The sequence below is a fragment of the Williamsia sp. 1138 genome (assembly GCF_002095435.2).
Lineage (GTDB): Bacteria > Actinomycetota > Actinomycetes > Mycobacteriales > Mycobacteriaceae > Williamsia.
The window spans coordinates 132,080-151,994 of sequence record NZ_MJEJ02000045.1; the positions used below are offsets into that span (position 1 = coordinate 132,080).

Genomic DNA, 19,915 nt, shown 5'->3' on the forward strand with positions numbered 1-19,915 from the left:
CGAAAGGGCACGCTCGACGGCCGAAAGGGCACGCTCGGCGCGAGTTTCGGCACGGTCGAGGGGGATGGCCGATCAGGCGCCGGATGTGAGCAGCGAACGGGTGGTCGGGACGCGCCGTCGACCCGACGTCTTCGAACGGCGCGTGCCGACCACGCGGCACACCAGATAGATGGCGAACGAGATCGTGGTGACGAACACCGACGGCGGCAGGGCAGGTGCCAGCGACAGGATGATGCCGCCGACGGCCGCGACCACACCGAACAGAATCGACAACCCCAGTACAACGGTCGGATTCGACGAGATCCTCATCGCGGCGGCCGCCGGGGTGATGAGCAGCGACATCACCAATAGCGCACCGATGATCTGAACGCTTTGCGCGACCGCGGCGCCGAGCAGTACGGCGAACACCACGGAGAGCAGTTTCATCGGCACGCCGCGCGCCTCGGCGACCCGCGGATCGGTGCTGGCGAACAGCAGGGGTCGGTAGATGACGGACATCACCGCCACCACGACGACAGTGGTGATCACCACGGCCACAACACCTTTTGCTCCCGCATTGACGGCCTGGCCGGTGAGGAGGTTGAAGCCGGTTCCGGTGCGTCCGTAGAGCGCGATGAACAGCACCCCCAGTCCGAGGCCGAAGGCCATCACCACGCCGATCACCGAATCACGCTCGCGGACGCGGGTTCCGAGCAATCCGAAGATCACCGAGGCGATCACGGCACCGATCAGACCGCCGAGGTTGACGCTGAACCCGAGCAGGAGCGCTGCGGCTGCACCGGTGAATGTCAGCTCGCTCGTACCGTGCACCGCGAATGACATCTGTCTGCTCACGATCATCGGACCGAGCAGGCCACCGAGAACGCCTAGCAGGGCGGTGGCGAGTAGCGCCTGCTGTACGAAGGGGTATCCCAGCAGATTGGCGGTCTCACCGAAGTCGAAGAAATCGGACCAGGTGGCGCTCACTCAGCGACCTCTGAGGTGCCGGCGAACTGCTGATCTATGAGGTGATGGTCTCCGTGACACGCGGATTCGTCTGCGCCGACGACGATGAGCCGGCCCTGGACGTGGAGGACGTCGACACGGGTCTGGTACAGCTCGCTCAGGGTCTCCGACGTCATGACCTCATTGGGTGTCCCGATCCGGAAGCGGCCGTCGACGAGATACACGACGCGGTCGACGTACGGCAGGATCGGGTTGATCTCGTGGGTCACGAACAACACTGCGGTGCCGTGGTCGCGCCTGCGCCGGTCGATCAGGGCGGCTACGCGGCCCTGGTTGGCGGGATCGAGGCTCAGGAGTGGCTCGTCGCACAGCAACACCGTCGGATCTCCGGACAGCGCTTGGGCCACGCGTAGTCGCTGCTGTTCACCTCCGCTGAGCAGACCCAGCGGTGCATCGGCGAAGTCGCGGGCGTCCACCTGGGCGATGGCGTCGTCGACAAGCTCTGTGCGGCGCTTTCGATTTCGCCAACCCAATCCCCAGGTCTGACCGTCGACCCCGAGGCCGACCAGATCACGGCCCCGCAGCGGTACGCCCTCATCGTGCGTCTGCTGCTGTGGGATGTATCCGATGGTGCTGTCGCCGCGACGGAGCGTACGGCCCGAGACCGTCACCGAACCGGCATCCAATTCATATTGACCCAGCAAGGTTTTCAGCAGTGAGGTCTTGCCGGAGCCGTTCGGCCCGAGGACCGCGACGAACTCGCCACGAGCGAGGGTCAGGTCGAAGTCGTCCCACAGCACCCGTTGCCCGAATGACAGCCGGGCGCCGCTGATGGTGACGGCAGCGGGCCGCTGCTCGCCGAGAACGGGTGCCGGTACGGGCTGGGTCATCTGCTGGGCTGCCTACATCGGGTGGTGCTGGACGGATCGGGGGTGTTGGATCGATCAGGGGTTGCTGGGCGCGCCTGACGCCAGGGCGGACGTCAGCGTCTCAACATTAGCCCGCTGCCACGCGATGTAGTCGGTGACTCCGACAGGGAGGGTCTCGGTGAAATCGACGACGGGCACACCTGCGGTGTTCGCGATGTCGAGTAGGGCTTTCGCGGCCTCGTCGACCGCCTGGGTGTTGTAGACGAGGGCCCGCACCTTCCGGTCGCGGAGCAGGTCCTGGGTCGCGGCGACGTCGCGGGCCGATGGTGACTGCCCGGCTTCGACGGCATCCTGGAATCCGGCAGGCGTGACGTCCTCGAGGCCGGCTTCGGCGAGCAGATAACCGGCGAGGGGTTCGGTCTGCGCCACCTGGGCGCCGGGGTCGGTGGCCTTGATCGCAGCGAGTTGGGTTTGGAGCTGCGCGATCTGCTCGTTGAACGTCCCCGCGTTGTCGCGGTAGTACTGCTCGTTCGCACTGTCCTTCTCGGACAGGGCATTGGCGATCTTGTTCGCGACCTCACCGACGACCGTCAGGTTGTAGAACACATGCTCGTTGACCGCACCGGGGGCGTGGTCGTGGCCCTCTTCTTCGTGGGCCTCGCCCTCTGCATGATCGTGCCCCTGCTCCTCGGAATGCTCGGTGCCCTCCATCAGATCGAACGCGTTGACGACGATGGCATCGGGACCCTTCGGGGCCTCTTCCATGTAGGCGTCGTAGTGACCACCGTTGAGCACGACCACGCCGGCGTCGGACACCCTGGCCGTGTCCTTCGCGCTGGCCTCGAACTCGTGTGGGTCGCCGTCCGGCGAGGTGTAGAGCGCGGTGACCTGCGCGTGCTCGCCGCCGATCGCCGAGGCGACCGCGCCCCAGACGTCAGTGGACGCGACCACGTCGACCTTGCCGTCAGAGGTGGTGCCCGCGTCGTCGGACGAACATCCGGCGATCACCCCGGTGGCCAGGGTCAGGGCCGCGGTGACCCCCAGGAATCGGGTCGAGGTGCGCATCGGGAAGAACCTTTCACGTCGTGTGTGGGCGATTCGCGCAAGGGCTTGCTGCGAACTTCGCCGAACAGACGCTAATGATAACCGTTACCGACAGGGATGCGAAATCAGTTCGGGCCGAGGACCGACGGGGTGACGAAGCGGCGCACGAGCTCTCGTTCTTCGGTGGCGTCGGCGCCCGGAGTCATCAGCAGCGACAAGATGACTCGCACCATGAAACGGCCCTGCAGGTTCGATTCGGCACCGGAGTCGTATGCCCCGCCGTTCACGAATGCGACCGCGATGCGGTTCACCAACTCCGACGAGGTGCCGATCGCTCCGGTGAGCGCCGCGGATTCGGGAAGGAACCAGGTCCGCAACACCGGATCGGTTCGGACTCCATCGACCGCAGCCAGGATCGCCTCGGTGACCTGTTCGTGTGGGTCGGGAATCTCTGCGACCCGGTCGGCGATCGTCTTCGACAGGGCTCGCGCCTCCCGCTCCACAAAGGCCATGTAGAGGTCGCCTCGAGAGGCGAAGTAGCGGTACAGGGTCGCCCGAGAGCATCCGGCCGCCGCGGCGATCTGATTCATGTTGACCGGCGCGACGCCGTGAGCGATGAACAGGTCTGCGGCCACGTCGAGGATGCGATTGGCCGCCATGGCAGAGCGGTTACTGCCGAGCCAGGAGGGTGTCCTCGACGTCATCGACCCACAGCAGGGTTCGGTGACGACGGGTGAAAGTCCAGGGTCAGCGGGCGCCGGACGTAGTTGCCCTGGGCGTAGGTGACCGACTCCGGATCGATCGTGTACTCGGGGCATCGCTTCAGCAGCTCTTCGATGGCGACCCTGGCCTGCATCCGGGCCGCGGCAGCGCCGAGGCAGTGGTGACCGCCGCGGCTGAAGGACATGATGTAGCGGGGGCGTCGACGGATGTCGAGGACGTCCGCGTCAGGGCCGTATGCGCGCGGATCCCGATTCGCCGAGCCATAGGCGAGCAACACCTTGCGGTCGGCCGGGACGGTGCCGCCGTCGAACTCGACGGGCGCTGTGGTGGTGCGGGCAAGGCCCTGAACAGGAGAGGTCAACCTCAGGAATTCGTCGACCGCGTCGCCGGCCAGGGCCGGATTCGCCGCGAGTTCCGCCCGCTGATCGGGATTCTCGGCGAGCAGTTGGGTCGCGCCGCCCAACAAGCCGGTGGTGGTGTCGTTGCCGCCGGCAACCATGGTGAAGGTGAAGGCGAGGATCGACAACAACCCCTCGGTGTTGCCGTCCTCCGCGACTCCTGCCTTCACCAGATGCGACACGGTGTCGTCGCCGGGGTGCTCGCGGCGGTAGGAGATGAGTTGGCCGAAATAGGCCATCATCTCCATGATCGCACCGGCGGCTGCTTCGCCCGCTTTCGCGAGGTTGGAGGTGTCGGCACCGACGACAGCCTCGGTCCACCCGTCGAACGCCGCCCGATCCGACTCTGGCACCCCGAGATAGTGCGCGACCACCATCGAAGGCAGTGGCTTGAAGAGATCGGCGACGATGTCGCCGCCGTTCGATTCGATGAGCCGATCGAGTCGCGCGGTGACGAACTCCCGGACCGCTGGTTCGACCTCGGCGACCTGTTTGGGTGTGAAGCCCCGCGCGACCGACTTCCGGAAATCCGTGTGCTGGGGCGGATCCTGCATGACCATGGGCGGGTTGTCGGCAAGGCCGATGCTCTCGAGTTCGCCGTAGGTGACGGTCAGCCCCTTGGTGGAGGTGAACGTGCGCCAGTCGTCAGCTGCCCGGCTCACGTCCGCGTGTCGCGTGAGGACCCAGAAGTCCTTGTCGGGATGGTCGGTGTGCACGCGGTGTACCGGGTCGTGGTCGCGCAGATCCGCGTACATCTGCCACGGCTCCCGCCATGACTCGCCGGAGAGGAGACGAAACGGTGCGCGGTGGGACAGATGGGCGGTCATGTCCCAACAATGAGACAGATAGGCATAAGTGTCAAGGCGACTGCGAATCAAGCCCTCATCGCCGCAGACAGGGAACTGTCGAGGATGGCCATCGCGCGGTCGAGGTCGTCGTCGCTGATGTTCAGTGGCGGCGCCAGCCGGAAGATGCCGCCCATCCCGGGCAACTGGACGATGTTCATATGTAGACCGCGCTCGAGGCACGCGGTGGTGACCCGTTGTCCGAGCTGGTCGGCGGGCGCCTTGGTCAGCCTGTCTGACACGAGTTCGATGCCCTGGAACAGGCCGCGACCGCGAACGTCGCCGATCACGTCGTGCCGTGACTGCAGGTCGAGGAGATGGTCGCGCAGTCGCTTTCCGGATCGGGCGGCACGACCGACGAGATCGTCGCGCTGCACCACGCGCAACACGGTGGACGCGACAGTGCCTGCGAGGGGGTCGGAGACGTGGGTGGTGAAAAACAGGTAGCCGCGGTCGTGGCAACGCTCTTCGATCTCCGCCGACGTCACGACCGCGGCGACCGGGAGCCCGGCCCCGAGCGTCTTGGACAGCGTGATGATGTCGGGGACCGCGCCGTCCCGCTCGAACGCGTACATCGCCCCGGTGCGTCCGAGACCCGTCTGCGCTTCGTCGGCGATCAAGAGCATCTCGCGCTCGTCGCACTTGGCTTTCAACGCTGCGAGATACCCGACCGGCAGATCGATGAGACCGCCCGAAGACACGATCGGCTCGACGATGCAGGCGGCCAGCGACCCGGCGGACTGCTGGTCGATGAGGTCGAACCCGTAGTCGAGTTCGCCCTGCCAATCGTGGTCGTCGCCCGCCGTGCGAAACGGTGACCGATAGGCGTTGGGCGTCGGCAGGGTGAAGTTGCCGGGCGGCGGCGGCCCATAGCCTTTGCGACCTGCCGAATAGGTCGCCGCGGCCGCGCCGGAGGTCATCCCGTGCCAGGAGCGGTCGAACGAGACGATCTCGTATTTCCCGGTGTAGAGCTTGGCCATCTTGAGCGCGGCCTCGTTCGACTCGGCGCCGGTCGAGAGGAGCATCACCTTGTCCAGCCCGGTCGGCAGCGTCTCGGACAACGCCGCAGCGAACTCGACGACCGGACGACTGAGCATCCCGCTGAACAGGTGATCGAGGTTGGTCATCGCGGTGTGCACTGCGTCGACGATCTCCGGATGGCCGTGGCCCAGAATCGAACTCATCTGCCCCGAGGTGAAGTCGAGGATGGCGGTGCCGTCGCTGTCGTAGACGTACGAACCACGTGCACGCTCGATGATCCGGGGCGTGAACGTGCCGCCGTAGCGGATGATGTGGTCACGGGCGGTCGACCAGAACTCCGAGTTCGTCACGGTGGACTCCTGTCGATGGTTGGCGTGTGACCAACGATCTCAGGTGTGCGCCGAGTTTGTCCCCCTGAAAGGCTGCCGGGGGAAGATTCCCCTCGGCGGCCCTTGCCGGGGACGAGGATCCCCGGGCTCAGACGGTGTGCGGCATCAGTGCGCCGGGCGGGATCTGTCCGAACTTGCCGGCATTGAAGTCTTCGACCGCCTCGACGAGCTCGGCCTTGGAGTTCATCACGAAGGGGCCGTACTGGAAGACCGGCTCGCGGATCGGCTGTCCGCCGAGCAGCAGCACCTCGAGGGCGGGACGGTTGGAGTCCTGGTTCTCGGCTGCCGCCAGCGAGATGCGGTCGCCGGGCCCGAGCACCGCGAGCTGCCCCTGCTGGATCGGATTGCCGACGGGTCCGACGGTGCCGCGTCCCGACAGCACGTAGACGAGGGCGTTGAAGTCCCGGTTCCACGGCAGGTCCAGGGCAGCCCCCGGTTGCAGCGTGGCATGGGCCAGGGTGATCGGGGTGCGGGTCGAACCCGGGCCGCGGTGCTCGCCGACGTTGCCGGCGATGATGCGGACAAGTGCGCCGCCGTCAGGGGAACTCACCAGGGTGGCCTGGTTGCCCTCGATGGCCTGGTAGGCCGGGTCGGTGAACTTGTCGCGCTTCGGCAGGTTGACCCACAGCTGGATGCCGTGGAAGAGGCCACCGCTCTCGACCAGCTCAGCCGGTGGTGTCTCGATGTGCAGGATGCCCGAGCCGGCGGTCATCCACTGCGTGGCGCCGTCCTCGATCATCCCGCCGCCGCCATGGGAATCCTGGTGGGCGAAGCGGCCGTCGATCATGTACGTGACCGTCTCGAAGCCGCGGTGCGGGTGCCAGCTGGTGCCCTTCGGCTCGCCGGGTTCGTACTCGACCTCACCCATCTGGTCCATGTGGACAAACGGGTCGAGAGCGGTTGCGGGCACGCCGGCGAACGCACGAACCACGGGGAATCCTTCGCCCTCGTGGCCGCGCGGGCCGGTGGTCACCGTGCGTACCGGGCGTTGGGTGTCGGCAGCGATCGAGCCGGAGATGCGGGGGAGGGTCAAGGTATCGGCGCTCACTGCGGGCATGAGGTGCTCCTTCGAGGCTGGAAGTTCTTACTACCAGAGTAACCGGACCGCAGTCCGATTTGTTCCGGATCGGTGCCGGCCGTCGGGCCACCGGTGCTCCCGGCCCGCAGGATTAGTGTGGACGTATGGGCACCTTCACGCGCCGGGTCGCCGCCGGCGACGGTACGGACATCGCATACCGGGTCACCGGCCCCGCCGACTCGGTCGATGACGCCGCACATGCGCGCGACGTCCCCACCTTGCTGCTGATCCACGGATGGGCACAATCCAGCGCGTGCTGGGGCGGCGACCTGATCGACGACCTCGCCGCGCGGTATCGCGTCATCGCGATGGATCTGCGCGGCCACGGTGGTTCGGGAGTGCCGCCCGCGGATCGGCTGACCTCTGAGGACTTCGGCAGCGACGTCGCCGCCGTCCTGGCGGCCGAGGTGCCACTCGGCGGGCCCGTGTTCGTGCTCGGCTGGTCTTACGGCGGCCTGGTGATCTGTGACTACCTTGCCCGCGCCGGAGCCATCGCGCCCACCGGGCTGATCTTCGTCGGGGCCATCACGTCCATCGGTCGCGGGCAGGCGGGTGGCAGGGTGGGGCCGCAGATGCGCGCTGCGCTTCCCGATGCCTACTCGGAGGACCCCGCGACAGCGGTCGCTGCGCTGCAGTCGTTTGCCGGCAGTCTGGCCCCGGCCGGACAAGGTGCTTGCGCCCAGCGGCTTCTGGGTACCTCACTCACCGTGCCCCCATATATCCGCGCCGGGCTGTTCGCGCGGGAAGCCGCCAACGACGCGTTGCTGGAGCAGGCGGGGCTACCGATCCTGTTGATTCACGGGACCGCGGACGGCGTCGTGGACATCTCCAGCGCCGAACATCTGGCCGGGCTCGTCCCAGGCGCGCAGGCCCGATTCTGGGACGGCGCCGGGCATGCACCGTTCCTGGACGACCCGGGCCGTTTCGTCCGGGAGGTCGACGACTTCCTCGTCGACGTGACCGTGTCCGGCGGTGTGCGATGACCGGTTCACGACCGCGTCGAGTTGCGCTGATCTCGGTACACACCTCGCCGCTGGCCCAACCCGGTGTCGGAGACGCGGGCGGGATGAACGTGTACGTGTGGCAGACGGCGAAACGGTTGGCCCAACGCGGGGTCGAGGTCGAGATCTTCACCCGGGCAACGTCATCCACGGATGAACCCGTGGTGACCGCGGCGCCGGGAGTGACCGTCCGCAACGTGGTTGCCGGACCCTTCGAGGGACTGGACAAGCGAGACCTGCCCACTCAGTTGTGCGCCTTCACCGCCGGTGTCCTGCGCGCCGAGGCGGGGCGGCCGGTCGGCTACTACGACCTGGTGCACTCGCACTACTGGCTGTCCGGCCAGGTCGGCTGGCTGGTCCGCGACCGCTGGGCGGTGCCGTTGGTCCACACCGCCCATACCCTCGCCGCGGTCAAGAACGCATCGCTCGCCGCCGGGGACACCCCTGAACCGCCCATGCGGCAGGTCGGCGAACAGCAGGTCGTCGACGAGGCCGATCGATTGATCGTGAACACCGAATCCGAGGCGCAGCAACTGATTGCCATCCACGGAGCCGACCCACGGCGGATCGACGTCGTCACACCCGGCGCCGATCTCGAGTGCTATACCCCGGGTTCGCGGACGCAGGCGCGGCTCGAGTTCGGTCTCGATCCCGATGAGGTGGTGGTGACGTTCGTCGGGCGGATCCAGCCGCTCAAGGCCCCCGATGTGCTGCTCCGTGCCGCGGCGCCGCTGATCAGGCGTGGTCTCGCCGATGGCAAGAAGCTGCGTTTGCTGATCGCCGGTGGGCCGTCCGGATCGGGCTTGGACCGACCCTCGTCGTTGATCGACCTGGCCAGGGAACTCGGTGTCGAAGCGTCGGTGACCTTCATCCCCCCGCAGTCGCCGAAGCGTCTCGTCCAGGTGTACCGGGCGTCGAATCTTGTTGCAGTACCCAGCTATTCGGAGAGCTTCGGATTGGTTGCGATCGAGGCGCAGGCCACCGGTGTGCCGGTGCTCGCGGCTGACGTCGGCGGGCTGGGTGTCGCGGTCGAGAACGGGGTGAGCGGCGTCCTCGTCGACGGGCATGACATCGACCACTGGACCGCCGAATTGGACCGGCTCCTCGGCGATCTGCCGAAACTGGAAGCGATGGGTGCCGCGGCCCATGAGCACGCGCAGCACTTCTCGTGGGATCACACCGCAGATCAGCTGCTGGCCGGCTACGGAAAAGCGATAGAGACGTTCCGCAGTCGCACCGCACAGCCGGCCGCCGCCTCGCCCGCTGCCGCGACGGTCAACGGCGCGGACATCGAAGACGATCGACCACTGGCGCGGATCGCCCGCCGATTCGCCGGACGACGAAATGGAGTACGTACGTGACCACACAGGTGACCACCGACCTGAGCGCCATCATCGAAGACTTTCTCGGTGAGCGTGAATTGACCTACAGCCGCAAGGATTCCGGCGGAAAAGACGCCGACTATTTCGTGATCGAGCTGCCGGGTGAGAAGAAGCTCAAGACGACTGTGCTGCTGACGGTGGGCCCGCACGGACTGCGCCTGGAAGCGTTCGTCTGCCGCAAGCCCGACGAGAATCACGAGGGCGTCTACAAATGGATGCTCAAGCGGAATCGTCGGCTCTACGGGGTGGCCTACACCCTCGACAACGCCGGTGACATCTACCTGGTGGGCAGGCACTCTGCCGAATCGATCACCGGTGCCGAACTCGACCGCCTGCTCGGCCAGACCTTGGAAGCCGCCGACGGCGACTTCAACGTGTTGCTGGAGATCGGGTTCATCACCTCGATCCGCAGGGAATGGGCATGGCGGGTCTCGCGAGGTGAGTCGTTGAACAACCTCAAGGCGTTCGAGCACCTGATCGAGGGGCACGAACCCGGAGGCGTTCGACCCGACGGTGCAGGCGCAGGCAGAGCAGACGGAGCCGGCGCCCCACAGGCCGGTGGCAGCAGGGCGGAGTCCGTCGTGCAAAACGGCGTCGCGCCCCGAGATCTCGGCGATGATGAGGGTGATGTGTCCGATTCGGCGAAAGCCTGACAACAATCATTGGTATGTTTTGCTGCAGAAGTCACCCACGATGCCGGAGGTCAGTCAGTCATGAGTTTCAAGAGTCCGTATCCGCCTGTTGAGATTCCCGACGGCTCCATCTACGAGACGCTCTTCGGCAACATCAGCGAGGACGACCTGGAGCGGACCGCGCTCATCGACGCCGGCGCGACCGAGGGCACGTCGTACCGGGAACTGATCGGCCGGATCAACGCGTTCGCCGGGGCATTGGCCGCACGGGGCATCGCGGTCGGCGACAAGGTCGCTCTGCTGTCACCGAACACGTCGGCTTTCGCGTTCGTGTTCCACGGCATCCTGCGCGCCGGTGCGACGGCGACCACGGTCAATGCCCTGTTCACCGCTCCCGAGATCGCCAAACAGCTCACCGACTCCGGTGCCAAGATGCTCATCACGATCACCCAGCTCGCCGACGGTGCAAAAGCCGCAGCTGCGCAGGTGGGTCTGCCCGAGAGCGCGGTGATCATCCTGAACGGGCCCGGCGAGGCCGAGAGCCCGAATCCGAACGCGATCGATCTGCTGGCGGCCGGGCTACCCGCTCCTGAGGTGAGCTTCGACCCCGCCACCCATCTGGCGGTCCTGCCCTACAGCTCGGGAACCACCGGCAACCCGAAGGGTGTGATGCTGACGCACCGCAACCTGATCGCGAACGTCGCGCAGAGTCAGCCACTGCTGAAGATGTCGCACGACGATTCGGTCCTGGCCGTGTTGCCGTTCTTCCACATCTACGGCATGACGGTGCTGCTCAACCTCGCGCTGTACAACCGCGCGAAGCTCGTCGTGATGCCGCGTTTCGACCTCGTGCAGTTCCTGGAGTCCATCCAGAACTTCAAGTGCAGCTACGTGTTCATCGCACCGCCGGTCGCCGTTGCGCTGGCCAAGCACCCGTTGGTCGAGGACTACGATCTGTCGTCGATCAACACCATCATGTCCGGCGCTGCGCCCCTCGACGAAGAACTCGGCAAGGCCGTGGCCAAGCGGTTGGGCACGCAGGTCATCCAGGGTTACGGCATGAGTGAACTCAGCCCGGTGAGCCACGTGATCCCGGTCGACCCGGGCGACGGCCCGCAGGCTCCGCTGAACTCCTGCGGATGGCCGATCCCCAACACCGTGAACAAGATCGTCGACCCCGCCACCGGCGAAGACATCGGTATCCCGGCGCAGGGCCTGAGCGAGCCCGGCGAGCTGTGGGTGTCCGGACCGAACGTCATGGTCGGGTACCTGAACAACGACGCGGCGACCAAGGAAACCATCGACGACGACGGATTCCTGCATACCGGCGACATGGCGAAGGTCGACTCCGACGGGTTCGTCTACATCGTCGATCGGCTCAAGGAACTCATCAAGTACAAGGGCTACCAGGTGCCTCCCGCCGAGCTCGAGGCACTGCTTCTCACCCACGACGACGTCACCGATGTCGCGGTGATCGGAGTCATCGAGGCAGACACCGGGGAAGAGATCCCGAAGGCTTTCGTCGTCAAGCGTGAGGGAGCGGACCTCACCGGTGAACAGGTGATCGAGTTCGTCGCCTCCCAGGTGGCTCCGCACAAGAAGGTCCGTGAGGTCGAGTTCATCGACGCGATCCCGAAGAGCGCGGCAGGCAAGATCCTGCGGAAGGATTTGCGCAAGCCCGTCGCCTGACGCCAAACGCTTCACAAACACGAAGACGATCCACCTACAGGTGGATCGTCTTCGTGTTTGTGGAGCGGGACTAAGAGACAGCCTCGGCGGTGTTGTTGTCCTCCATCGCAGCGAGCGAGGTGGGGGGCCGCACGAACTTGTTGGGGATGCTCAGCGCCAGCAGTGCCGCGCCGATTGCCGCGATGCTGCCCGCGATGAACACCAACCGGAAGCTGGATTCGGCAGGCACGACATTTCCGCCGCCGATGTCGATGACCGAGCTGGCCAGGATCGTCGCCAGGAGAGCCGACGCGATGGCCGTACCGATCGAGCGCATCAAGGAGTTCAGGCTGTTCGCCGCCGCCATCTGATGCAGGGGCGCGGCCGACATGATGAGGGCGGGCATCGCCGAATACCCGATCCCGACGCCGGCGCTGACGATGATGTTGGCCACCAGGATCTGCCACGGATCGGACATCAGGAACACCGACGTGAGGTAACCGATCGCAATGACCGAGGCGCCGATCAGCAGTGTCATCTTGGGGCCGATGACGATGTTGAGCCGCGCGGACACCGGGGACAGGAACATCATCATCAATCCGCCGGGGGCGAGGATCAGGCCGGTCGCCAGGATCGTCTCGCCCATGCCGTAGTCCACGACGCCGGGGATGTGGGGGATCTGCAGCAGCTGAGGTGCGGCCAGACCGATGGCCATGAGTGAGAAGCCGACCAGCACAGAGGCGGCGTTCGTCAGCACGATGACCGGCTGGCGCGAGGTGCGGAGATCGACCAGCGGTGTCTTCGTCCGCAATTCGAACCAGCCCCAGAGGGCCAGCACCGCGAGACCGGCGGCGGCCAGTCCGAGCGTCATCACACTGGTCCAACCCCAGGCCGCACCCTTCGACAGCGCGAGCAGCAACGCCACGAGCGCGGTGGTCAGTCCGACGGCGCCGGTGATGTCGAAGGTGCCCGGCGATTTCACATGCGACTCGCTGACGAGCGTGAACACCAGGATGAACGTGAAGGTGGCAAGTCCGGCGGACGTCCAGAACAGCACGTGCCAGTCGAAGGTCTGGGTGATCCACGCCGCGACCGGCAGACCGATCGCGCCGCCGACACCGAGGGTCGCCGACATCGTGGCGATGGCCCCGGGGATCCGGGCCGGATCGAGCTTGTCCCGGAGAAGGCTGATGCCGCAGGGGATCAGCCCCATCGCCAGCCCCTGCAGTCCACGCCCGACGATCATCGGCACCACCAGCGACGTGAGGGCACAGATCACCGAACCGACGATCATCGCGGCGATGCAACCCAGGATCACGGCGCGTTTGCCGAACATGTCGGCGAGGCGCCCGGCGATCGGCATACCGACCGCGGCGGCGAGCAGGGTGGACGTGATCACCCAGGAGGCGTTGTCCGCGCTGGTGTTCAGGTATTCCGGCAGTTTGCCGACGATCGGGATCACCAGGGTCTGCATGAACGACGCCAGCAGACCACCGAAGCAGAGCACGGCGATCAGCAATCTCGGATTCGAGGACTTCTCAGGCGCAGTAGTCATTACTTGCATCATGCATGCAAATGCGCAATGCAACAAATCAGACAGGGCTGTGACCAGCAGGGCTGTGTTGGTTTGGCTCGCTGTGTTGGTTTGGCTCGCTCCGCTCGCGGGCAGTTCGGCCCTTCAGCGCGCGCTCTTCCTTCGTCGACTCGGTCGCTGCGCTCCCTCGCTCCTCTGTCCAGAGCACGCGGGGCCTCCTGCCGGGTCCTCGCATCGGTCGCTGCGCTCCCTCGCTCAGACTTCCGTCGAGCGTGCCGATAACGCCGTCGAGCGTGCTCAAACAACCGTCGAGCGTGCTGAACGGCCTCAGACCAGAAGGCGGGCCCGCAAGCGCTCGAGATCTTGCTCGGTCACGCGGCAGGCGGCGAGGTAGTCCTCGAGCGACCCATACGTATCGAGCATCGCTTGTTGTGCGGCGGCCAGATACACCTCGTTGACGCCGAGCAGATCATCCGAGATCTCGATCGGCTCGCCGTCGGGTTGGCCGTAGATCTTCTGCATGTGGGCACGCAGAGGCCCGATGCTCGCGTTGCTTTCCAGGTAGTCCTTCAGGACCTCGTCTCGGGCGACACCCAGGGCACCGAGCACCACGGCGACGACCCAGCCGGTCCGGTCCTTGCCTGCAGCGCAGTGGACGAGCACTCGCCGATCGGGGTCGCCGAGCAACTTGATCACCTGTTCGATGCAGTTCATCGCTCCCGGCAGCATCGGCATCGTCGCGTACACCTGGGACAGGTATCGGGTGCGGTTCGCCATGTACTCCTCACGAGAGATCTCGTGTGGGGCCTTGCCGTCCGGGCGCAGGTCGAAGGGCAGGACGTGGACCTCGATGCCATCCGGCACCTTGTCCGAACCGCTGCGCTCTATCTCGGCTGTGTCCCTGACATCGAAGATGTCGGTCACACCGAGGTTGACGAGATCTTGCCCGCCGGTGTCCTCCAGGGAACTGAGTTCTGAACTCCTGAAGAGGAAACCTGCACCGACACAACGTCCTTCGTCGGTTTTCAGGTCGGACACATCGCGGAAATTCCAGGCGCCGGAGAGCATGGCGGTCAGTGTATGTGGTCGTGGGCGCGACCGGGCTGCTCGGCCTGTGGAAAACTATTGCCTCATGAGCAACGGAACCCTGATCCTGATGCGGCACGGCGAGAGCGAGTGGAACGCGTCCAACCAGTTCACCGGCTGGGTCGACGTTGCCCTCACCGACAAGGGAAAGGCCGAGGCCGTGCGGGCCGGCGAGCTGCTCGTCGAGCACGATGTGCTGCCCGACGTCCTCTACACCTCGCTACTGCGCCGCGCGATCACCACCGCCGAGATCGCGCTGGACGCCGCCGATCGGCACTGGATCCCGGTGATCCGCGACTGGCGGCTCAACGAGCGGCACTACGGTGCCCTGCAGGGTCTGAACAAGGCCGAGACCAAAGAGAAGTTCGGCGACGAGCAGTTCATGCTGTGGCGCCGCAGCTACGACACCCCGCCACCCCCGATCGAGAAGGGTGCGGAGTACAGCCAGGACGCCGACGTCCGCTACGCCGACCTGCCCGAGGTCCCGCTGACCGAATGCCTCAAAGACGTTGTGGTCCGCCTCATCCCGTACTTCGAGGACGCCATCGCCGCAGATCTCAAGGCAGGTAAGACGGTGCTGGTCGCCGCGCACGGCAACTCGTTACGCGCGCTGGTGAAGTATCTCGACGGCATCTCCGACGAGGACATCGCCGGCCTGAACATCCCGACCGGCAACCCGCTGCGTTACGACCTCGACGAGAACCTGAAACCGCTGAACCCGGGTGGCACCTACCTGGACCCTGACGCGGCTGCTGCGGGTGCGGCCGCAGTGGCCGCGCAAGGCAGCAAGTAGCACGGATTCACGCGTCATCGTCGTTCGCGGCGACGGAATCCGCATCTCTTCGTGCAACCAGCGGTGATGGTCGAACGCGAGGTCTACCCTGGTTCCATGGCGGGAGAAAACACATCTGGGACCGGGACCGACACGCGTGATTCCACAATTCGGGTGACCCATTCGCAGGCGCAGGAACGGTACGAGATATTCGTCGGTGACGATTATGTCGGTTACCTCGACTACGTCAGCGAACCCGAACAGGTGCTGCTGACCCACACCGTGGTGCACAGCCAGTTCAGCGGTCACGGATATGCCGCTCACCTGGTCAAATTCGTCCTCGACGACATCGCGAAAACGGGCAAACAGGTCGTGCCCCTGTGTTCCTATGTCGGATATTTCATCGACAAGAACCCCGAATACGCGGGTATGGCCACCGAAGTGACCCGCTGAGCGAAAACCGAAACGGGTTTCGATTTCGATCAATTGCCCCGCCGGGGGCCATTCCGGCGACAATCGGGTGAACAAAGCCCCAACTCTGGCGCGCTGACTTGTTACCGGCACCCGATGCCGAGCATTCTGCATAGGTGTCATGTTCAGCTGCCCGTAAGATTTGTCTGTGACCGCATTTGTTGTCGCGGGCGTGGCGGTGCTGGCGCTACTGATCGGCGCGACGGCCGGATGGCTCGTCGGCCGACGCAGAGGTCTGCCTGAATCGATCGAAGCGGCCGCAGTTGTCGCCCCGTCGGTCCCGACGGTCCTGCAGGCGACACCGCCGCCCCCAGCCGCCACCCGCATGACCCGCGCGATGCTGCTCGACCGCATCATCGAAGGCGGCGAGACCGGTGTCGCCGTGGTCGACGACGTGCGCGACGTCGTCTTCTACAACGAGCAGGCCGTCCACCTGGGGATGGTCCACGATCACCTGCTGGACGATTCGGTCTGGGAGTATGCCCGCTACACCTTGGAAAGCGGAGACAACGGCCGGTTCACGTTCGTGCCGCCGCAAGGCACGGGTGCTTTCGTGTCGACCGGTCGCGCGCCGGGTCGCAAGATCCAGTCGGTGTCGTGCCTGTCCGAACTGATCGCCGACGGTGGCGAGCGGTTTGCGGTCGTCTACGGCCACGACGACTCAGAGAACATCCGGGTCGAGGAGACCCGCCGCGACTTCGTCGCCAACGTCTCCCACGAACTCAAGACCCCCGTCGCCGCGATCGGGCTACTGGCCGAGGCGCTGCTGGAGTCGTCCGATGACCCGTACTCGGTGGAGCACTTCGGTGAGCGGGTCCGCATCGAATCGGTGCGTATGGGCAACATGGTGTCCGAGCTGATCGCGCTGTCGCGACTGCAGGGCGCAGAGCGACTGCCGGATCTGGAGGATGTCGAGGTCGACGTCCTGATCGACGAGGTGCTGGACCGGGCCCAGATCAACGCCGAGGCAGCGGGCATCAAACTCACCACCGACGACGATTCCGGCCTGCACGTCGACGGCGACCACACCCTGCTGCTGACGGCGTTGAACAATCTGGTGGCCAATGCGATCGCGTACTCACCCAGCGGGACGTCAGTGTCCATGAGCAGGCGCGTGGTCAACGTCGACGGCAGGCCGATGGTGGCCATCGCCGTCACCGACCGCGGCATCGGTATCGCGCCCCAGCATCAGTTGCGGGTGTTCGAGCGCTTCTTCCGTATCGACAAGGCCCGCTCACGCGCCACCGGGGGCACCGGCCTGGGACTGGCGATCGTCAAGCACGTCGCCAGCAACCACGGCGGCGCCATCGAACTGTGGAGCAAACCCGGAACCGGCTCCACCTTCACCCTCACCATCCCACTCGCCGCGGCGGCACGACAGTCGGACGCCGCAGCCAGAGAATCAGACAAGACCGCAATCGTGGTCCACGAAGAGAGAGAACTGAGCCGTTGACACATGTGCTGATCGTCGAGGACGAAGAATCCTTGGCCGACCCGCTCGCGTTCCTGCTTCGAAAAGAGGGTTTCGAGGCCACGATCGTCACCGACGGCAACTCCGCGCTGCCCGAGTTCGAGAGGGTGAGCCCGGACATCGTGTTGCTCGACCTGATGTTGCCCGGAGCTTCCGGCACCGAGGTCTGCAAGGCCATCCGGGCCCGATCGTCGACTCCGGTGATCATGGTGACCGCACGCGACAGCGAGATCGACAAGGTCGTCGGGCTCGAGCTGGGTGCCGACGACTATGTGACCAAACCTTATTCGGCGCGCGAGCTGATAGCCCGGATCCGGGCGGTGCTCCGCCGCGGAGGTGACGCAGGCGAAGCGCTCGACCTCGACGGCGGGCTCATCGAGGCGGGGCCGGTGTCGATGGACGTCGAGCGCCACACCGTGTCTGCCAGTGGACAGTCGATCACGTTGCCACTCAAAGAGTTCGATCTGCTGGAGTACCTGTTGCGCAACGCGGGCCGGGTGCTGACCCGGGGGCAGCTCATCGACCGGGTCTGGGGTGCCGACTACGTCGGGGACACCAAAACCCTTGACGTGCATGTGAAGCGGCTGCGGTCGAAGATCGAGTCCGATCCCGGCAACCCCAAGCATCTGGTGACCGTGCGGGGTCTCGGCTACAAGTTCGAGCCCTGAGTCGTTCATCCGCTGAGAGTTCGCGCCACCTGCTTGCGTACGCGCCGGTTGCACCTGGCGCGTACGCCGGCGGATGGCGCGAATTCCTGGGTGGTGAGCTCAGGCCTCTTCCGGGTGCTGGGCGTACTTGATGTCGCCCTCCTGACGCTTGGTGGCAGCGGCGGTGGCCGGGTGGATCGCGATGAGTCCGAGTCCCTGGCGACGTCGGCAGGCCTTCGCGAGTTCTTCGTAGGCGGGCTCGCCGAGAAGCGCGATCAACTCGGGCCGGTACGACTCCCAGACCTGCTTCGCGCCGATGTGTGCGTCGGGGGAGCCTGAGCAGTACCACTCCAGGTCGGCGCCTCCGGACCCCCAGCCACGCCGGTCGAACTCGGTGATGGTGGTCTTGAGGACCTGCTCGCCGTCGGGCCGCTCCACCCACTGCTGCTCGCGTCGCACCGGGAGCTGCCAGCACACCTCGGGTTTGACCTCGAGCGGCTCGATTCCTTTGCGCAGCGCCATCGAGTGCAGGGCGCAGCCCTGACCGCCGGCGAAACCCGGGCGGTTCAGGAAGATGCAGGCGCCCTTGTGCTTGCGGGTCTTGAGGGCGAGCTCACCGTCGAGCTCGTCCTCCTCGAGATATCCGCGCTTGCCCAAAGGGTCTTTGCCCGAACCTTTTTGGTAGTACTGCCAATCATCGGGCGTCAGCATGGCCACGCCCTTGGCGAGGATCTCGCGGTCCCCGTCGTCAGAGAGATACGCCCCGTGGCTGCAACAGCCGTCGTTCTCGCGGCCCTCGATGATGCCCTGGCAGGCAGGGGTTCCGAAGACACAGGTCCAGTGCGACAACAACCAGGTGAGGTCGGCGTTGATGATGTGTTCCGGGTTTTCGGGGTCGGCGAACTCGTACCACTCGCGCGGAAAGTCGAGAGGAACTTCCGGGGCCGGGTCGATTTTGGAGGCTGCGTGCACAATTACCAACGGTAGACGCACTAAGTTGTAACCCGTGCGTTTAGGAGTGCTTGATGTCGGCAGTAACACAGTCCACCTGTTGGTTGTCGATGCCCACCGGGGCGGTCACCCGACCCCGATGAGTTCGACGAAGTCGACCCTGCGACTGGCAGAGCAGATCGATGCCGACGGCCGGCTCTCGCAGCGCGGCGCGGATGGGCTGATCGAATCTGTCGACGAGTTCACGAAAATCGCCTACACCTCGGGTTGCAAGCAGGTGATGGCCTTCGCCACCTCGGCGGTGCGCGACGCGGCGAACTGCGACGAGGTGCTCGAACGCGTCGCCGAGGCGACCGGGGTGCGGGTCGTGGTGCTCTCGGGGGTCGACGAGGCCCGCCTGACCTCGCTGGCGGTGCGTCGCTGGTACGGGTGGGGTTCGGGCCGGATAGTGGCCCTCGACATCGGTGGCGGCTCGCTGGAGCTGTCCAACGGCGTCGACGAGGAACCGGACGTCGCGCTGTCGTTGCCGCTGGGTGCGGGCAGGCTCACCAGGGAATGGCTGGCGGAGGATCCTCCGGGCAGACGGCGCGTGGCGGTTCTGCGCGACTGGCTCGACGCCGAACTGGCGGCCGGAGCCAAAGAACTGATCGGAGCCGGCTCCCCGGACCTGGCGGTGGGCACGTCCAAGACGTTCCGCTCGCTGGCGCGACTCACCGGCGCGGCACCTTCCAGCGCAGGACCCCGTGTCAAGAGGACACTGACCATCAGTGGTTTGAGACAGTTGATCGCGTTCATCTCCCGGATGACTGCAGCGGATCGAGCCGAACTGGAGGGGGTGAGTGTGGACCGCGCAGGACAGCTGGTGGCGGGCGCACTCGTCGCGGAGGCGAGCATGCGCGCGCTGTCGATCGATACTTTGGAGATATGCCCATGGGCCCTACGCGAAGGTGTCATTCTGCGCAGACTGGATCTGGAGTCCAGCGACACCGAGTTGCCGGCGGGCGAACGCTAAGGATGGTGAACTAACT

18 protein-coding genes and 1 pseudogene are annotated in these 19,915 nt (G+C 65.7%); 9 read left to right on the forward strand and 10 right to left on the reverse strand.

Annotated elements, in window-relative coordinates:
- Positions 1-72: 72 nt before the first annotated feature.
- The 7 genes from BH683_RS16010 to BH683_RS16040 form a co-directional block, all read right to left on the reverse strand.
- Positions 73-966, reverse strand: coding sequence for a metal ABC transporter permease (locus BH683_RS16010; protein ID WP_084837252.1), 894 nt, complete (start codon positions 964-966; stop codon positions 73-75).
- On the reverse strand, positions 963-1,835 hold the full coding sequence (locus BH683_RS16015) for a metal ABC transporter ATP-binding protein (protein WP_084837253.1): 873 nt from the start codon (positions 1,833-1,835) through the stop codon (positions 963-965). Before BH683_RS16015 ends, BH683_RS16010 begins: the two co-directional genes overlap by 4 nt.
- Before the next feature lie 54 nt (positions 1,836-1,889).
- Positions 1,890-2,879 (reverse strand): zinc ABC transporter substrate-binding protein, encoded by a 990-nt coding sequence (locus BH683_RS16020; RefSeq protein WP_084837254.1) that lies wholly within the window; start codon positions 2,877-2,879, stop codon positions 1,890-1,892.
- A 104-nt stretch (positions 2,880-2,983) separates the two neighbouring features.
- Positions 2,984-3,562: a TetR/AcrR family transcriptional regulator gene (locus BH683_RS16025; protein ID WP_084837255.1), complete on the reverse strand. Its 579-nt coding sequence runs from the start codon at positions 3,560-3,562 to the stop codon at positions 2,984-2,986.
- Positions 3,559-4,806, reverse strand: coding sequence for a cytochrome P450 (locus BH683_RS16030; RefSeq protein WP_084837256.1), 1,248 nt, complete (start codon positions 4,804-4,806; stop codon positions 3,559-3,561). The genes BH683_RS16025 and BH683_RS16030 overlap by 4 nt, the downstream gene beginning before the upstream one ends.
- 47 nt (positions 4,807-4,853) lie before the next feature.
- Complete coding sequence (locus BH683_RS16035) at positions 4,854-6,155, reverse strand: aspartate aminotransferase family protein (RefSeq protein WP_084837257.1); 1,302 nt, start codon at positions 6,153-6,155, stop codon at positions 4,854-4,856.
- A 127-nt stretch (positions 6,156-6,282) separates the two neighbouring features.
- Entirely contained in the window at positions 6,283-7,251 is a 969-nt protein-coding gene (locus tag BH683_RS16040) for a pirin family protein (RefSeq protein ID WP_084837258.1), read from the reverse strand.
- A gap of 125 nt (positions 7,252-7,376) precedes the next feature.
- Here BH683_RS16040 and BH683_RS16045 point away from each other — a divergent pair, with 125 nt between their 5' ends.
- From BH683_RS16045 to BH683_RS16060, 4 genes and pseudogenes are all read left to right on the forward strand, one after another.
- Positions 7,377-8,255, forward strand: coding sequence for an alpha/beta hydrolase (locus BH683_RS16045; RefSeq protein ID WP_084837259.1), 879 nt, complete (start codon positions 7,377-7,379; stop codon positions 8,253-8,255).
- Positions 8,252-9,508, forward strand: a pseudogene (gene mshA, locus BH683_RS16050) (D-inositol-3-phosphate glycosyltransferase); the annotation flags it as partial. The gene BH683_RS16045 and the pseudogene mshA, both read left to right, overlap by 4 nt.
- A 122-nt stretch (positions 9,509-9,630) precedes the next feature.
- The gene (locus BH683_RS16055; protein ID WP_084837261.1) at positions 9,631-10,308 is read left to right on the forward strand and encodes a YbjN domain-containing protein; all 678 of its coding nucleotides are present in this window, start codon (positions 9,631-9,633) and stop codon (positions 10,306-10,308) included.
- 60 nt (positions 10,309-10,368) lie between these two features.
- Positions 10,369-11,976, forward strand: a complete 1,608-nt coding sequence (locus BH683_RS16060) for an AMP-binding protein (protein WP_084837262.1) — start codon at positions 10,369-10,371, stop codon at positions 11,974-11,976.
- 70 nt (positions 11,977-12,046) lie between these two features.
- On the opposite strand, the gene BH683_RS16065 is transcribed toward BH683_RS16060, so the two are convergent.
- Complete coding sequence (locus tag BH683_RS16065) at positions 12,047-13,510, reverse strand: MFS transporter (protein WP_084837263.1); 1,464 nt, start codon at positions 13,508-13,510, stop codon at positions 12,047-12,049.
- Between the two features lie 306 nt (positions 13,511-13,816).
- Positions 13,817-14,557 (reverse strand): tyrosine-protein phosphatase, encoded by a 741-nt coding sequence (locus BH683_RS16070; protein ID WP_084837264.1) that lies wholly within the window; start codon positions 14,555-14,557, stop codon positions 13,817-13,819.
- A 64-nt stretch (positions 14,558-14,621) separates the two neighbouring features.
- Here BH683_RS16070 and BH683_RS16075 point away from each other — a divergent pair, with 64 nt between their 5' ends.
- The 4 genes from BH683_RS16075 to BH683_RS16090 all read left to right on the forward strand — a co-directional run bounded on the left by BH683_RS16075 (position 14,622) and on the right by BH683_RS16090 (position 17,957).
- Positions 14,622-15,368: a phosphoglyceromutase gene (locus tag BH683_RS16075; protein WP_084837265.1), complete on the forward strand. Its 747-nt coding sequence runs from the start codon at positions 14,622-14,624 to the stop codon at positions 15,366-15,368.
- Positions 15,369-15,464: 96 nt separating this feature from the next.
- Complete coding sequence (locus BH683_RS16080) at positions 15,465-15,800, forward strand: GNAT family N-acetyltransferase (protein ID WP_084837335.1); 336 nt, start codon at positions 15,465-15,467, stop codon at positions 15,798-15,800.
- 166 nt (positions 15,801-15,966) lie between these two features.
- The gene (locus BH683_RS16085) at positions 15,967-17,271 is read left to right on the forward strand and encodes an ATP-binding protein (protein WP_246833411.1); all 1,305 of its coding nucleotides are present in this window, start codon (positions 15,967-15,969) and stop codon (positions 17,269-17,271) included.
- Complete coding sequence (locus tag BH683_RS16090; RefSeq protein ID WP_084837266.1) at positions 17,268-17,957, forward strand: response regulator transcription factor; 690 nt, start codon at positions 17,268-17,270, stop codon at positions 17,955-17,957. Before BH683_RS16085 ends, BH683_RS16090 begins: the two co-directional genes overlap by 4 nt.
- Before the next feature lie 99 nt (positions 17,958-18,056).
- On the opposite strand, the gene BH683_RS16095 is transcribed toward BH683_RS16090, so the two are convergent.
- On the reverse strand, positions 18,057-18,890 hold the full coding sequence (locus BH683_RS16095; RefSeq protein WP_094647532.1) for a hypothetical protein: 834 nt from the start codon (positions 18,888-18,890) through the stop codon (positions 18,057-18,059).
- A gap of 52 nt (positions 18,891-18,942) precedes the next feature.
- Here BH683_RS16095 and BH683_RS16100 point away from each other — a divergent pair, with 52 nt between their 5' ends.
- Positions 18,943-19,899, forward strand: a complete 957-nt coding sequence (locus BH683_RS16100) for a Ppx/GppA phosphatase family protein (RefSeq protein WP_084837268.1) — start codon at positions 18,943-18,945, stop codon at positions 19,897-19,899.
- Positions 19,900-19,915: the final 16 nt, after the last annotated feature.